14 protein-coding genes are annotated in these 15,755 nt (G+C 67.3%); 1 reads left to right on the plus strand and 13 read right to left on the minus strand.

The window, feature by feature from the left end; all coding sequences use genetic code 11:
• Positions 1-8: 8 nt before the first annotated feature.
• Positions 9-2,597: a protein translocase subunit SecD gene (gene secD, locus H1343_RS10690; protein ID WP_185985603.1), complete on the minus strand. Its 2,589-nt coding sequence runs from the start codon at positions 2,595-2,597 to the stop codon at positions 9-11.
• A gap of 121 nt (positions 2,598-2,718) precedes the next feature.
• Positions 2,719-3,060, minus strand: coding sequence for a preprotein translocase subunit YajC (gene yajC, locus H1343_RS10695; protein ID WP_185982901.1), 342 nt, complete (start codon positions 3,058-3,060; stop codon positions 2,719-2,721).
• A gap of 148 nt (positions 3,061-3,208) precedes the next feature.
• Here yajC and H1343_RS10700 point away from each other — a divergent pair, with 148 nt between their 5' ends.
• Positions 3,209-4,066, plus strand: coding sequence for an ATP-binding protein (locus tag H1343_RS10700; RefSeq protein ID WP_185982902.1), 858 nt, complete (start codon positions 3,209-3,211; stop codon positions 4,064-4,066).
• 55 nt (positions 4,067-4,121) lie between these two features.
• Here H1343_RS10700 and H1343_RS10705 read toward each other — a convergent pair whose 3' ends face one another.
• The 11 genes from H1343_RS10705 to H1343_RS10755 form a co-directional block, all read right to left on the minus strand.
• On the minus strand, positions 4,122-5,366 hold the full coding sequence (locus H1343_RS10705) for a M23 family metallopeptidase (RefSeq protein ID WP_185982903.1): 1,245 nt from the start codon (positions 5,364-5,366) through the stop codon (positions 4,122-4,124).
• 95 nt (positions 5,367-5,461) lie between these two features.
• On the minus strand, positions 5,462-6,109 hold the full coding sequence (locus tag H1343_RS10710; RefSeq protein ID WP_185982904.1) for a methyltransferase domain-containing protein: 648 nt from the start codon (positions 6,107-6,109) through the stop codon (positions 5,462-5,464).
• Between the two features lie 10 nt (positions 6,110-6,119).
• On the minus strand, positions 6,120-6,875 hold the full coding sequence (gene surE / locus H1343_RS10715) for a 5'/3'-nucleotidase SurE (protein ID WP_185982905.1): 756 nt from the start codon (positions 6,873-6,875) through the stop codon (positions 6,120-6,122).
• 2 nt (positions 6,876-6,877) lie between these two features.
• Positions 6,878-8,161: a serine--tRNA ligase gene (gene serS, locus H1343_RS10720; RefSeq protein ID WP_185982906.1), complete on the minus strand. Its 1,284-nt coding sequence runs from the start codon at positions 8,159-8,161 to the stop codon at positions 6,878-6,880.
• 42 nt (positions 8,162-8,203) lie between these two features.
• On the minus strand, positions 8,204-9,019 hold the full coding sequence (gene tatC, locus H1343_RS10725; RefSeq protein WP_185982907.1) for a twin-arginine translocase subunit TatC: 816 nt from the start codon (positions 9,017-9,019) through the stop codon (positions 8,204-8,206).
• On the minus strand, positions 9,016-9,504 hold the full coding sequence (gene tatB / locus H1343_RS10730; protein WP_185982908.1) for a Sec-independent protein translocase protein TatB: 489 nt from the start codon (positions 9,502-9,504) through the stop codon (positions 9,016-9,018). The genes tatC and tatB overlap by 4 nt, the downstream gene beginning before the upstream one ends.
• Before the next feature lie 47 nt (positions 9,505-9,551).
• Positions 9,552-9,782 (minus strand): twin-arginine translocase TatA/TatE family subunit, encoded by a 231-nt coding sequence (locus H1343_RS10735; protein WP_185982909.1) that lies wholly within the window; start codon positions 9,780-9,782, stop codon positions 9,552-9,554.
• Positions 9,783-9,953: 171 nt separating this feature from the next.
• The gene (gene nagZ / locus H1343_RS10740; RefSeq protein WP_185985604.1) at positions 9,954-10,976 is read right to left on the minus strand and encodes a beta-N-acetylhexosaminidase; all 1,023 of its coding nucleotides are present in this window, start codon (positions 10,974-10,976) and stop codon (positions 9,954-9,956) included.
• Between the two features lie 101 nt (positions 10,977-11,077).
• Entirely contained in the window at positions 11,078-12,595 is a 1,518-nt protein-coding gene (locus H1343_RS10745) for an SPOR domain-containing protein (RefSeq protein WP_185982910.1), read from the minus strand.
• Positions 12,596-12,698: 103 nt separating this feature from the next.
• Positions 12,699-14,447 carry an arginine--tRNA ligase gene (gene argS / locus H1343_RS10750; protein ID WP_185982911.1) on the minus strand — a complete coding sequence of 583 codons (1,749 nt, stop codon included), beginning with the start codon at positions 14,445-14,447 and terminating at the stop codon, positions 12,699-12,701.
• A gap of 69 nt (positions 14,448-14,516) precedes the next feature.
• The gene (locus tag H1343_RS10755) at positions 14,517-15,731 is read right to left on the minus strand and encodes a deoxyguanosinetriphosphate triphosphohydrolase (protein ID WP_425484582.1); all 1,215 of its coding nucleotides are present in this window, start codon (positions 15,729-15,731) and stop codon (positions 14,517-14,519) included.
• Positions 15,732-15,755: the final 24 nt, after the last annotated feature.

The following is a 15,755-nucleotide window of genomic DNA, read 5'->3' on the forward strand; positions in this document are numbered from 1 at the left end:
GGCGGGCCTCAGGTCCGGCCCTGCGGGGTGGGCGTGCTCCCGGTGATCTCGCCGCGCCTGTCGACCTCCTCCTCGATCACCTCACCCTTCGCATTGGTCTTGCGAAGCTGGAAGAAGATCAGAACCGGCGCCGCAATGAAGATCGACGAGTAGATGCCGACGAGTACGCCGACGATCATCGGGGCGACGAAGGTCTGAATGACGCCACCGCCGAAGACGTAGAGCGCCACAAGTGCGAGCAGCGTCGTCGCGGCCGTCAGGATCGTGCGAGACAGCGTCTCGTTGAGAGAGAGGTCGATTACGTCCGAGATCGTCATCTTCTTGAACTTGCGCAGATTCTCGCGGATTCGGTCGAATACCACGACCGTATCGTTCAGCGAGTACCCGATCACCGTGAGGATGGCGGCGATGGTGGACAGGTTGAACTCGAGCTGCGTCACGACGAGGAACCCGAGCACCATCAGCGCATCGTGCGCGGTCGCGACAAGGGCGCCGATCGCGAACTGCCACTCGAACCGCACCCAGACATAGAAGGAGATGCCAGCGAGTGCGCCGAGAAGGCCGAGAATCGCGGCCAAGGCCAGTTCGCCGGAAACCGTCGGGCCCACCACTTCGACACGCGAGAGGTCGTAATCGGCCTCCAGCGCGCCACGTACCGCGTTGATGCTCGTCTGCGGCGTCTGCTGATCGACCTCCTGCACGGCGTAGCGGATCAGGACGTCGCTCGGCGAGCCGAATTCCTGAACCTGCACATCGCCTTCCACGAGACCGGACAGGTCGGCGCGGATCTGCGCAACGTCCGCCTCGCCTGTCTTGGCGCGGGCTTCGATGACCGTACCGCCCGTGAAGTCGATGCCGTAGTTCACCCCTGTAGCCGCGAAGCCCGCAACGGCTCCGAGCGACAGCGCAAGTGTGGCGCCGAACCCCCATTTGCGCACCGCCATGAATCGCAAACGCGTGCCGTGCGGGATCGGCGAGACCCACCCGCGTGGGACTTCCTTCGGGCGGCGGCGCTTGACCCAGTAGGACACCAGCCAGCGCGTCAGGGTCAGGGCCGTGAAGATGGTCGTGAAGATGCCGAGCGCGAGCGTGACGGCAAAGCCGCGCACCGGACCGGAGCCGAGGAAGAACAGGATGCCGGCTGCGATCAGCGACGTGATGTTGGCATCCATGATGGTGCCGAGGGCCTTGTTGAAGCCCGCATCGATCGCCTGGATCACCGAGCGGCCGGCCCGCCGCTCTTCCAGAATGCGCTCGTAGATCAGCACGTTCGAATCGACCGCCATGCCCATCGTCAGCACGATGCCCGCGATGCCGGGAAGGGTCAGCGTGGCGCCGAGGAACGACAGGAGTGCGACGAGGATGATCACGTTGGCGATCAGCGCCACGTTCGCGATCAACCCGAGGAAGCCGTAGCAGACGATCATGAAGACGACGACGAAGACAGCCGCGACGATCGCCGCGAGCTGACCGGCCTCGACCGAATCGGCGCCTAGCCCGGGTCCGACCGTCCGCTCCTCGATGATGTCGAGCGTCGCCGGCAGCGCGCCCGCGCGCAGGAGCACCGCAAGATCGTTAGCCGACTGAACGGTGAAATTGCCGGAGATCTGCGCCTGACCACCGAGGATCGGCTCGTTGATGTTGGGCGCCGAGAGCACCTGATTGTCGAGCACGATCGCGAAGGGCCGGTTCACATTCTGCTGCGTGACCGCGCCGAACTGCTGGGCCCCGCGCGAATCGAAGGTGATGTTCACCACCGGCTCGTTCGTCTGCGAGTTGAAGCCGGCCTGTGCGCCGCTCAGATTCTCGCCCGAGACCATCACCTGACGCTGCACAAGGATGGGGAACGGCGGATCGTCGGTCGTGTAGAGGAGTTCCGTTCCGGCCGGTGCGCGGGCGCTGCCCGAAGCCACGGCCTCTGCCGAGTTCTGCGTGTCCACGAGCCGGAACGTAAGCTGCGCGGTCTGATCGAGAAGCGCTGCGAGGCGATCGGGATCCTGCAGACCAGGGACCTGCACCATGATGCGGTCGAGACCCTGGGCTTGGATGATCGGTTCCGTGGTTCCGACCTCATCGACGCGCCGGCGAACGACCTCGATCGACTGCGCTACGGCGTTTGAAAGCCGGTAGTTGATGCCCTCGTCCGTCAGCGTGAGGTTGAAAACCCCCGGCTGCGGCTCGGCGAGGGACAGTTCGGTGACCGAACCGCCCGTGAGCATGCCCGACGAAACGGGCGCAAGGAGCTGCTGGAGCGCGGTGCGTGCTGCGGCAGACTGCGAGGGATCGCGCAGGCGGAAGTCGATCCGCTGCCCCTCGTCCGAAAGGCCGCTATAGGCGATGCCGGCACCGCGCAGGGCCTGTCGCACCTGATCGCGCGTGTTCTGCAGACGCTCGGCGACGAGCGAGGCACGGTCGACTTCCAGGAGGAGGTACGAACCGCCCTGCAGATCGAGGCCAAGCGTCATCGGCTGGCTCGGCATGAAGGACGGCAGGGCGTCGATCTGGCGCTGGCTCAGGACGTTCGGAAGCGCAGCCAGCACCCCGAGTGCGACGATCAGCCAGATAAGTATCGTCTTCCAGCGCGTGAAATGCAGCATGATCGGCCCGATCGACATTCAGGATGCGGGGCGAGGAGTCCCGGTCTTCGAACCGCAAGATAAAGGTTGAGGCCGCGCGGCTAAACCGTGCGGCCGTCTGCGCAATTGACCGTTAAAACGGCTATTTCGTGTTGGCGGCGGTGGGCTCGCCCTTCACGCGGACATCGGCGACCATCGCCTGAAGGACGCGCACCTTGACCTGCTCTGAAATCTGGACCTCGAGCTCGCCGTTGTCCATCACCTTCGTGACCTTGGCAACGATGCCGCCGCCGGTGACGACCGTGTCGCCGCGGCGGATGTTCTTCAGCATGTCCTCGCGCTTCTTCATGTTGCGGCGCTGCGGACGGATGATGAGGAAGTACATGATCGCGAAGACCGCGACGAAGGGCAGGATCGAAATCAGGATACTTTCGGTACCACCAGCCGCACCTGCGGTCTGCGCGAAAGCCGGGGACACGAACATGATTTCTCCTCGAGGTGTAGACGACGGCACCGGACGGGCCTTTACGATGTGCGCGCAATATACGAACGGTCCGGTCGAATGCAACAAGGCGTGCCGGGCGCGAGGGGCGCGGGTCTACACCGCGCGCATGCGGAGGGGGAAGAGCCCGATGAGGGACATGCTGGCAGAGCTCGTCGCAACCGTTCGCCGCGTCGCGGCCGCATTGGAGCGAAGCGCGCCGCCCGCGCCCGAACTGCCCGACCTCGATCTGGCCGACTGTTTCGTCTTCGAGCCGCCCGCCACGCTGCGTCCTGTGCCGCAGGTGGCGCGCGTGCCGCTCGACATCCTCGCGGGGATCGAGCGGTCCAAAGCGACGCTTCTGGAGAACACCCGTCGTTTCGCGGCCGGCCTGCCGGCCAACAACGCCCTCCTGTGGGGAGCGCGCGGCATGGGCAAGTCCTCGCTGGTGAAGGCAGTCCACGCCGAAGTGAACACCGATCACACACCGTTGAAGCTGATCGAGATCCACCGCGAGGACATCGAGCACCTGCCCGGCCTCATGGTGCATCTGCGCGACGCCGACGTGCCGGTGCTCCTGTTCTGCGACGATCTTTCGTTCGACGGCGACGATGCCTCCTACAAGTCACTGAAGGCGGCGCTGGAGGGCGGCGTCGAGGGCCGTCCGTCCAACGTCCTCTTCTACGCCACGTCCAACCGCCGCCATCTCCTGCCCCGCTCGATGATGGAGAACGAGCAGGCGACCGCGATCACGCCCGGCGAGGCGGTCGAGGAGAAGGTTTCGCTTTCGGATCGATTCGGCCTCTGGCTGGGCTTCCACGCCTGCTCCCAGGACGACTATCTGACGATGGTCTCGCGCTATCTCGATGCCTACGCCATCGAGGCCGAGGATGAAGAGGTGCGCCGCGCCGCGCTCGAATGGGCGACGACGCGCGGCAGTCGCTCGGGGCGCGTCGCCTTTCAGTTCGTCACCGACTTCGCCGCCTCCAAGGGCATGCGCCTCGGCTGAACGACAAAGGCCCGGCGCCTTTCGGTGCCGGGCCTCAAAATTCGGTGCGCCAAGATCAGAGATACGTCATCGGATCGACGGGCGTCGAATCCTTGCGCACCTCGAAGTGCAGCATCGGCGTTTCCGTCTCGCCGGTCATGCCGGCCTTGGCGATATCCTGGCCGCGCGTGACCGTCGCGCCGCGCTCGACGAGAATCTCGTCGGCATGCCCGTAGACGGTGACGAGGCCGTTGTCGTGCTTGACGAGAACGGTCTTGCCGAACTCTTTCAGCCCCTCGCCGGCGTAGATGACGACGCCGTTCTCGGCTGCCTTCACCGGCGTGCCGCGCGGCACGGAAATGTTGACGCCGTCATTGCGGCGCGAGCCGACGCGATCGCCGAAGCCGTTGACGACGCGGCCCTGCACCGGCCAACGGAACTGGCTGATGCCGGTCGACTGCGGGGCGAGCGAAGCGACCTCGCGCTCCGTCTCGGCCGCGACGGTGGTCGCAGGGGCGGCCGGAGCCGCAGGCGCGGGCTGCGTCGCGGCAGGCGCGGCGGGCGTCGTCGCAGCGGCCTGTGCCGGCTGCTGAGGCGCCGGCTGCTGGAGCGCGGGCTGCGCGGCCGGGGTGGCGGCAGAGGGCTGGCTCGCCTGCGTGGCGGCCTGCGCCTGCAGCGTCGTCTCGGGCGCACCGAGCGCGGCGACGCGGGTGTTCTGCGAGGCGCCGCCCGGCAACGTCAGCGTCTGACCGATGCGGATGTTGTCGCCGGTGATGTTGTTCGCGCTGCGAAGGTCCGCGACGCTGACGCCGGTGCGGCGCGCGATCGCCCCGAGCGAGTCGCCGGCGGCGACCGTCACGGTGCCGCCCGGCTGGGCCGTCGCGGACTGGGTCGGCGCGGCGGCCGGACGCGTCTGCGGGACGGTCGAGGACGCCTGCTGCTGCTGAGCGGGTTCGGAAGGGAAGTTCGTCGCCTGCATGGCGCCAGGCTGCGGAGCCGACTGGTAGGCAGCGCCCGGAGGCGGGGGAAGCTGCGAACGCTCCACGCCCGACGAAGCACCGTAACCCGTGCCCTGCCCGGCCGAAGCCGGGTACTGGGACTGTATTGAGCCGGTGTTCGTCGTGTCGACACCTCCCATGCCGTAAGTGTTGGAGGCGACGGACTGCTGCGCGGGGGCCTGCTGCGGCATCGCGCCGGTGTAGAACCCGTCGTTGAGCCTTGCGACATCGTTGCTGCAGCCGGCGACCGCCGCCGCCACACCGACGATTGCGACCGAACGCACCCAACCGCGCTTCAAGCTCACCATGACGCGCTCACTCATCGAAGTCACCGTCCCCACGCAATACGACCTGCAGCCAATAGACGCCGTTAATATTACTGCCCGGTTAAGACCCGGAGCAGGCCGGCGAATTTGTCTCACAAAGCCTGCGCGACACCTTCCTTCAGCGGCTGGGTGCGAACAAGGAACAGCGATTCCGTCTCGAAACGGCTGCCGGCCTTGTGGTTGCGCGTCAGCATCTGCCGCCCGGCAGGATCCCCGATGGCGCAGACGAGGATGCTCGGCGATGCCATCTGTTCCAGAAAGGCACGCGGAAGTTCCTCGAAGGCGCCATGGACGAGGACGCGGTCATACGGTCCGCCCTCGGCATAGCCCTCACGCCCGTCTTCAAGGATCGCGGTCACGTTCGTCAGGCCGAGGTCGAGAAGCCGCTGGCTCGCCGCCTTGTGAAGCGTCCGGTATCGTTCCAGCGTCGTCACTCGCGCGCCGAGCTTTGCCAGGAGCGCCGTCGTGTAGCCACAGCCGGTGCCGATCTCCAGGATACGGCTGTCGGGCTGGACCTTGAGCGCGTTGACGACACGCAATGCGAGGCCCGCCGAATGCGTGGTCTCCCCGCAGGGCAGCGGGAAGGACTGGTCGGCATAGAGATCGCCCTCGACGCCCGGCAGGAACAGGCGCCGAGGCACCGCCTCCACCGCCTCCAGAAGCTTCACCGGAACGCTCTCGCGAGAGCGCATGCGCAGGAAGAAGCCGGCCAGATCCTCGCGATCGCGCGATGCGGTCATGCGTCTGCCGTCACGCGAAGAGCGAGGCCATCTCGCCGCGCAGTTCGTGGTCGGTGAGATCGAGTTGCAGCGGCGTGACCGAGACGAAGCCCTCGCCCAGCGCGGCAATGTCGGAGCCTTCGATCTCCCGGCCCGCCTGGCGACCGAACTTCAACCAGAAATACGGAAAGCCGCGGCCGTCGCGGCGCTCCTCGAGGCCGAGCGCATAGTCCAGCTTGCCCTGCCGGGTGACGCGCGTGCCGACGACGGCATCGGGACCGATCGCCGGGAAATTGATGTTGAAGAGCGTCGAGAGTGGCGCCTCGACCGTGAGCAGCTTTTCGATGATCGCCGGAGCGTGGCGCTCGGCCGTCTGCCAGTTCGCCTCGCGGTTGGAGTTCGGCGTGAAGGCCTGCGAGAGCGCCATCGAGCGCAGACCGAGCATCGTGCCCTCGATGGCCCCCGCGACCGTGCCCGAATAGCTGACGTCGTCGCAGATGTTGGCGCCGGCGTTGACGCCCGAAAGAACGAGGTCCGGCGGCTCCGGCATCACCTTCTTCAGCGCCATGATGACGCAATCGGTCGGCGTTCCGGTCAGCGCGAAGCGGCGCTCCTCGATCTGGCGCAGGCGCAGCGGCGAGGACAGCGTCAGCGAGTGGGACAGGCCGCTTTGGTCGGTTTCCGGCGCTACCACCCAGACGTCGTCGCTGAGTGTCGCGGCGATCCGGCGCAGCACCTCCAGACCCTCGGCGTGGATGCCGTCGTCGTTCGTCAGGAGGATACGCATCGTCAGTTCGCCCTTTCGATGATCTCGATGCCGCCCATGTAGGACCGCAGCGCCTCCGGCACGATGATCGAGCCGTCGGCGCGCTGGTTGTTCTCCATCACGGCGATCAGAGCGCGTCCCACCGCCGTGCCCGAGCCGTTCAGCGTGTGCACGTAGCGAAGCTGCTTGCCGCCATCCACCCGGTAGCGCGCGTTCATGCGGCGGGCCTGGAAGTCGCCGCAGACCGAGCAGGACGAGATTTCGCGGAACGTGTCCTGCCCCGGCAGCCAGACCTCGATGTCGTAGGTCTTCTGCGAGGCAAAGCCCATGTCGCCGGCGCAAAGCGTCACAACACGGTAGTGCAGGCCGAGGCGCTTGAGCACCGTCTCGGCCGCCGCCGTCATGCGTTCGTGCTCTTCCAGCGCGGTCTCAGGCGTCGTCACCGAGACGAGCTCGGCCTTGTAGAACTGGTGCTGGCGCAGCATGCCGCGCGTATCGCGGCCCGCCGAACCCGCCTCGGAACGGAAGGAGGGCGTCAGTGCGGTGAAGCGCAGAGGCAGAGCCGCCTCGTCCAGCGCCTGCTCGCGCACGAGGTTCGTCAGCGAAACCTCGGCGGTCGGGATAAGCCAATGCCCCTCGCCGGTCCGGAACAGGTCCTCCGAAAACTTGGGCAGTTGGCCGGTGCCGTAGAGCGCCTCGTCGCGCACCAGAAGCGGCGGCGAGACCTCCTCGTAGCCGAACTCGCCGGTGTGGACGTCCAGCATGAACTGGCCGAGCGCGCGCTCCAGCCGTGCGAGCTTGCCGGTGAGGACCGTGAAACGCGAACCGGACATCTTGGCCGCCCGGTCGAAATCCATCATCCCGAGCGCTTCGCCGAGGTCAAAGTGCTCGCGCGGCGCGAAGTCGAAGAGCGGCTTCTCGCCGACGCGACGTATTTCGACATTGGCGCTCTCGTCCGGCCCCTCGGGCACATCGGCGAGCGGAACGTTCGGCACCTGCGCCAGCGCGTCCTGGAGCGCGGCATCAATGCGGCGCTCGGTCTCCTCGCCGGCCTGGATGCGGCCCTTCAGATCCGCGACCTCGGCGATCAGGCTTGCGGCCAGCGCCTCGTCCCTGGCGGCCTTCGCGCTAGCGATCTGCTTGGACGCCTCGTTGCGCCGCCCCTGCAACTCCTGAAGGCTCGAGAGATGCGCGCGACGCTCGCCGTCGAGCGCCAGCAGCCTTGCGGAAAGCGCCGCAGCGCCCCGCCGGCGCAGCGCCTCGTCCAGAGCTTCGGGATTTTCGCGTATCCACTTCAGGTCGAGCATATTCCACCGTTACCGCTGCCTCGACCGAGCAGCCGCCGATGGCTATTCGGCCGGCGTTTCCCTGACGGCGAGACGCTCGGCACGCTTCTTCTCGATCATCCGGGCCGTGATGATGGAGACCTCGTAGAGAAGGATCGTGGGGATCGCAAGACCGATCTGGGACAGGGGATCGGGTGGTGTGATGACCGCCGCGACGATGAAGGCGATGACGATGGCGTACTTGCGCTTGCCGGCGAGCCCGTCGGCGCTGACGATCCCGGCCCGCACCAGCAGAGACGCCACCACCGGCAGTTGGAACACCAGTCCGAAGGCGAAGATGAGCGTCATGATGAGCGACAGATACTCGGAGACGCGCGGCAGAAGCGCGATCGTCGCCTGCCCGTCGCCACCGGCCTGCTGCATCGACAGGAAGAACCACATCACCATCGGGGTGAAGAAGAAATAGACCAGCGCCGCGCCGATCAGGAAGAGGACGGGTGTCGCGATCAGGAACGGCAGGAACGCGCCACGCTCCTCGCGGTAGAGACCGGGCGCCACGAACTTGTAGATCTGAATGGCGATCAACGGGAAGGCGAGGAAGAAGCCGCCGAAAGCCGCGATCTTGACCTGCGTGAAGAAGAATTCCTGCGGCGCTGTGTAGATCAGCTCGACATTGGCCGAGTCGAGCCCGGCCCACGCCGTCCCGATCTGGTAGGGCACGACGAGCAGGTTGAAGAGCTGCTTGGCGAAGGCAAAGCACAGCACGAACGCCACGAAGAAGCCGGCGAGCGACCAGATCAGCCGGCGCCGAAGCTCGATCAGATGCTCGATCAGCGGAGCGGAGGACGCGTCGACCTCGTCGCGTTCGGATGCACTCAACGCACGGCCTCCTGCGGGCTTTCGCGCCGCGTCTCGTCATTCGCCCCGATCGGCTCCATGACGGGCGCCGGCGCAGCGTCCGCCTGACCGGCGACCGCAGCATCGGGCGCGGAAGGCGCCCCCTCGGTCACCGGCATGGGCCTTGCCGCAGCGTCGGCAGGCGGAACGCGTGGCTCCGGCGCCTTCGTGGCGGCCTTGAGCGAGGAGCGGATCTCGTCACCCACCGCCTTCATCGGGTTCATGGCCTTGCGGATGTCGCTCGTCGGATCGAGCTTCTTCACGTCTGCTGCGGCCTTGCGCAGCTCGTCGAGCTCCGCCTCGCGCAGCGCATCGTCGAACTGTCGACGGAAGTCGCCGGCCATCCGGCGAAGCTGGCTCGTCGTGCGCCCGAAGGTGCGCAGCATCCCCGGCAGATCCTTAGGACCCACCACGACGATCATCACGACGGCGATGACGAGAAGCTCGACCCAGCCGATTTCGAACATGTTGGTACCGCGCTCCCAGGCCCCGAAGGCCCTCGCCTAACGACGCTTCAGACGCGCGACTTCTCAGCGGTCGTGTCGCGGACGATCTCGTCGTCACGCTGGTCGATCGAGCGACGCTCGGTCGTGGCCGTCGGAGCCTCGTCCTCGCTCATGCCCTTCTTGAAGCTCTTGATGCCCTTGGCGACGTCGCCCATCAGTTCGGGGATCTTGCCGCGGCCGAACAAGAGAAGCACGACGGCAAGCACGATGAGCCAGTGCCAGATGCTGAAGCTACCCATTTCACGATCTCCTGCGCCGCATGGCGCCGACTGAAGGCGGCACCGAATTCATGACGCCCTGACAAACACGATTGTGCAAGGCAAATCAATGCAAACCGTGGACCTGGCACGCGCTCGGGCGCGCCGACAAACTCAGATGTAGGAACGGAAAATGGCGGGCGCGAGACGCGATCAGGCGAAGCTTTGCGTCAATTCATCGAATTCGGCCCGCAGATCGTCGCCCTCGACCGGTTCGGCGCCCCTGGCGATCACCGCAACCGCTGCGGCAGCGCGCTCTGCCGCCCGGCCCTCCAACTCCGGTACACCCCGCGAGACGGCGATCATCTCTTCGAGATCACCGTTGCAATGGAGAACCATGTCGCATCCGGCGCCGACGGCGGCGCGCGCGCGTTCGTCGAAGCGCCCGCTCAGCGCCTTCATCGAGAGATCGTCCGTCATCAGAAGCCCGTCGAAGCCGATCGTGCCGCGCACGATCTCCTCGATGACGCGCGGCGAAAGCGTCGCGGGGTTGGCAGGATCGACCGCCTCGAAAAGGAGATGGGCCGTCATCGCGGCCGGGAGGTCGACGAGGTCGGCAAAGGGCGGAAAGTCGTGCTCCTCGAGTTCAGCCAGCGAGGCAGAAACCACGGGCAGCTCGAGATGGCTGTCGGCATTGCCGCGCCCGTGGCCAGGAACGTGCTTCATCACCGGGAGCACGCCGCCGGCCATCGACCCCTGCGCGGCCGCCCGTCCGAGCGCCGAGACGATCGCCGGCTCGCTCGCATAGGCCCGATCGCCGATCACCGAATGGGCCCCCTCCACCGGCACGTCGAGGCACGGCAGGCAATTGGCGTTGATGCCATAGGCGAGGAGGTCGCCCGCGATCAGCCGGCCCTGAAGCCATGAGGCGCGCAGCCCCGCCTCCTCATCCTGCCGGAAGATCGCGCCGATGTCGCGCGCCGTGGGGTAGTTCGGGGCGAGCGGCGGGCGGAGGCGCTGGATGCGCCCCCCCTCCTGATCGACGAAGACCGGCGTATCGTCACCGCCGCCGATCTCCTTCAGCGCGGCGACGAGATCGAAGAGCTGGTTCGCTTCCGAGACGTTGCGGCGGAAGAGAATGAAGCCCCAGGGGCGCTCGTCGGCAAAGAAGGAGCGCTCGTCGCGGGTCGGCGCAAGACCGATGCAGCCCGAGATCCAGGCCTTGGAAACGCTCATGGTCCGTCTTTCGATGATGTCGGAAGCACCGCCGGACGGCGGCGCGTCGAGAGAGCCCGGCGCCGGCGCCAGGCGCGCAGCCCCCAGCGCCGCGCCGAGCGTCAGCGCGTCACGAAGCAGCTGCCGCCGGCCGACTGGACGTTCGCGCAAACCTGGTTGGCCTCCTCGCGGGACGCGGTGGTGATGCGCACGCGATAGTAGGTGCCGCGATCGGGGATCTCGGCCGTCTGGATGGACATTCCGCGCCCGCCGATCGCGCTGGCGAAGCGCGAGGAGAGCGTCGACATCGACTGTTGTGCGAGTTCCTGCGAAGGCTGCGAGGAAATCTGCACGAAGAAGGCGTCGGCCGGCGGCGGGGTCGGCGCCGGCTCGGCGATTGCTGCCGTCGATTCGGCCGGCGCGGCCGGCTGCGTTTCTTCGAGCGCAGGCGCGGGGCTTTCCGCAGTGGCGGGCGGAAGCTGCGTGGAATAGGGCAGCGTAGGCTGGACGGTGCCGGTCGTCTCCGGCTCGGCGGCGGGCGCAGCTTCGGCCGCCGGCTCGCGCGGGACGAGCGTCCCGTCCGGGCGCACGTCATAGGTTCGCACGCGATGCGGCTGGAGGGATGGCGCGGCGGGCTCAGGCGCCGCCTGGGCGACCTGCGCACCCTCGAGTTCTTCGAGGCTCGCCATTTCGGTGAGGTCCGGAAGCTCGGGCGCGCCGACCATCACGCCGGGGAGATTGCTCGGCGTATCGTCGAACGAGATGTCGAGCGGCTGCTCGGCGGCCGAGATCAGCATGTCCTGCTCGAGCGGCTGGGACGGTCCGCCTCGCGCAGAGCGCTCGAAGACGGCGTTGTTCTGGTTGGGAACGACGCGACCGCCCGGATCGACCGGCGCGATCTTCACAGGTTCGGAATCAGCCCGAATGAGGATCGGCTCGCCGCTGCCGGTCGCGCCGGCAATGACGCCGCTGCCGGCCCACAGACCGAAGACGCCGACGAGCGCCACGGCCGCGACGCCACCGGCGAAGAACATCGCGCGCCGTCCGCGCCCGCCCGATGCAGCCAGACGCTTCCGAGCAACCACCGCTGCCGGAGCCTGTGCCCCCGCATCGGGCACGGCCGCATAATGCGATCCATCCTCATCGGCCTCGTATGGCTCGTAACCGCCGGCTTCGTAACCGTAAGCGTAGGCGTCCTGCTCATACTCTCCGACATGCTCATGGGCATCGTACTCATGGGCATCGTAGGGATCGGCAAAGGCCGGCTGCGTGTAGACCGGCGTCGCCTGGAGCGCGGCGAGCTCGCTCGCGATCAGGCGGTCGAAATCGTCCTGCGCGTTGGTGCGCGGCGCAACTGCGGCCTCGTGGAATTCCTCATGGCGTTCGGGCGCGAAAGCCGCCGTCTCGGCGGGCCGCGAAACGCGCGGCGCAGCGGGCTCTGCCAGATCCATCAGCGCCACCTCGACGCCGGTCGGCTCCTCACCCGTGAAGATCGGCCGGCGCCCGGAAGCGCGATGCGCCGGCTGGGTCCCGCGATGGGCGCCCATGCCCTGCGGCCCTTCAATCATCTCGACGAGGTCCGCGAAGGGATCTTCGGCCGTCTCGCCAGCGCCCGGCCTGCCGCTCTGGTATCCGCTCATCGCCCTCAAAAACCCCCGTCTTCACCGCCCCGCTGCCGATCGGCCGACGGGTCGCCTCGACAATGCGAGCGCTAGGCGAGGATCGTGGTCAAAGCATGATCCGTCACCGCATCTCCTCGGGCGCATCCACACCGACGAGGCCGAGCCCCGAAGCGATCACTGCGCCGACGGCGCTCACAAGATGGAGGCGCGCTGCGGTGATTATCGGCTCGTCAACCTTAACGAAGCGTAAAGCCGGGTCGTCCTTGCCACGGTTGTACTGCGCGTGGAAGGCCGAGGCGAGTTCGTAGAGATAGAAGGCCAGCCGGTGCGGCTCCTTGGCCTGCGCCGCCGTCTGCACGAGGCGCGGATACTCCGCCAGCTTGCGGATCAGCGCGATCTCGCCCTCGTCCGAGAGCGTCGCCAGCGTCTGCGCGTCGAGCGGCAGAGCGCCGACGTCGATCCCCTCGCCTTCCGCCTGCCGGCGGATGGAGGCGGCCCGCGCATGGGCATACTGCACGTAGAAGACCGGATTGTCCTTCGACTGCTCCGTCACCTTTCGGAAATCGAAGTCGAGCGGTGCGTCGCTCTTGCGGAAGAGCATCATGAAGCGCACCGCGTCGCGGCCCACCTCGTCGACGACGTCCTTCAGCGTCACGAAGTCACCTGCGCGCTTGGACATGCGCACGGGCTCCCCATCGCGGAAGAGCTTCACGAGCTGGCACAGGACGACGTCGAGATCGGCCTTCTCGCCGGAGATAGCCCGTGCCACCGCCTGCAGGCGCTTGACGTAGCCACCGTGATCGGCGCCGAGCACGTAGACCATCTCGTCGAAGCCGCGCGCCGCCTTGTCGGCGTAATAGGCGACGTCGGCGGCGAAATAGGTATAGGCGCCGTCCGACTTCACCAGCGGGCGGTCCATGTCGTCACCGACATCGGTGGAACGGAACAGCGTCTGCTCGCGGTCCTCCCAGTCCTCCGGCGTCTGTCCCTTGGGCGGCGGAAGCGTGCCCTGATAGACGAAGCCGCGCGCGCGCATCTCGTCGATGGCCTGGCCGATCGGCGCGCCGTTGTCGGCGTGCAGCTTGCGTTCGGAGAAGAAGACGTCGTGCTTGATGCCGAGCGCCTTCAGGTCGTCGCGGATCGCCATCATCATCGCGTCGATCGAGTAGTCGCTGACGATCGGCAGCCATTCGGCCTCCTCCATGTCGAGGAGGCTGCGGCCATAGCGGATGGTCAGCGCGACGCCGACGGGCTTGAGATAGTCGCCCGGATAAAGCCCGGCCGGAATCTCGCCGATCTCCTCGCCCAGCGCCTCGCGGTAGCGCAGATAGGCTGAGCGCGCGAGGACGCCGATCTGCACGCCCGCGTCGTTGATGTAGTATTCCTTGGTGACGTCGTGCCCGGCCTGCGCCAGGACGTTGGCGATCGCATCGCCCACCACCGCGCCACGGCAATGGCCGACATGCAGCGGGCCGGTCGGATTCGCCGAGACATATTCGACGTTCACCTTGCGCCCGGTCGGCGCGCCCTTGCCGTAGTCGGCCGCGTTGCGCAGCAGCGTCTCCAGATGCGCGGTCCAGTAGGCAGGACGCAGGCGCAGATTGACGAAGCCGGGGCCTGCAACCTCCACGGCCTCGACGTCCGCGTCCTCGCGAAGGCGCTCGGCCAGCGTCTCCGCGAGCTCGCGCGGCTTCAGGGACAGAGGCTTGGCGAGGATCATCGCGGCGTTGGTCGCCAGATCGCCGTGGCTCGCGTCGCGCGGCGGCTCGACCGTCAGGCGTGTCAGGTCGGCGCCCGACTTTCCTTGTGCGGACAGAGTCGCTTCCACGGCCTTGCGGATGCGCTGCTCGAAGTCGGCGAAGATGTTCATGCCACCCTTCCAGGGTTCGTTCTTGGGCCGCTCAGGCCGGATGCGCCGCCCTTCGGCGGACGGCGCGCGCTAGCGTAATTCGGGGCTAACGTCAAACAGACGCCGGTGCTCCGCGAGCGCGTAGGTGTCGGTCATGCCGGAGAGATAGTCCGCCACGCGCCGCTTCAGACGCAGGCCGTCCATCGCCGGCGCGTCGTCGCGCCAGCCGGCGCCCATCTTCTGCGGATTGGAGACGTAGACGGCGAAGAGGTCTTCGACAACCTGCTCGGCCTGCCCCATCACCGCCATCACCCGCGGCGCGCGGTAGACGTTGGCGAAGAGGAAGCGCCGGGTCTGGGCGATCGCCTCGCGCATGGCGGGCGAGACGTCGATCAACGTGCGGCCGGCATCGCGCACGTCTTCGATCGAGCGCACCCCGCTCGCGGCGATCGCGGCCCCGGAGGTCGCGATCACGTCCTCCACCATCGCGGTGATGTGCCGGCGCATGATCTCGTGGATGGTGCGAGAGGCGTCGAGCCCAGGATAGCGCGCCCTCACCTCGCGCAGGATCGAGCCCGCAAGATCCAGCGCCTCAAGGTCCTCGATGCCGATCAGCCCGGCGCGCAGCCCGTCGTCGAGATCGTGGGTGTTGTAGGCGATGTCGTCGGAGATCGCGGCCGCCTGCGCCTCCAGCGAGGCGAACCGGTCGAGCCCGAGCGGAAAGAGCGCGTCGAAATCGGCGATCGGGCGCGGCAGGCCATGTGCCGGATCGGCGTGAGGGCCCGCGAGAGGCCCATTGTGCTTGACGAGCCCTTCCAGCGTCTCGAAGGCGAGGTTCAGCCCATCGAAGGCGGCGTAGCGGCGCTCCAGTGCCGTAACGATGCGCAGCGACTGGGCGTTGTGATCGAAGCCGCCCGCCCCGTCCATGCAGCGCTCCAGCGCCCGCTCGCCGGCATGGCCGAAAGGCGTGTGGCCGAAATCGTGGACGAGCGCGATCGCCTCCGTCAGATCCTCGTCGAGGCGCAGTGCGCGGGCGAAGGCGCGGGCGATCTGCGAGACCTCGATCGTGTGCGTCAGGCGCGTGCGGTAGTGATCGCCTTCGTAGGCAATGAAAACCTGCGTCTTGTGCTTCAGGCGCCGGAAGGCGCTGGAATGGACGATGCGGTCGCGGTCGCGCTGGAAGGCCGTGCGAGTCGGGCTCTCGGGCTCCGGCACGAGGCGCCCACGGCTGCGGCGGAAGTCGCAGGCGAAGGGGGCGAGCGGCTCGCGGCCGAGCCCCAGGGCGCCGATGGTAACTTCCGCCAAGCCCGCTCTCCGATCCGGTGGTTG

The organism is Aureimonas mangrovi (assembly GCF_014058705.1).
GTDB lineage: Bacteria > Pseudomonadota > Alphaproteobacteria > Rhizobiales > Rhizobiaceae > Aureimonas > Aureimonas mangrovi.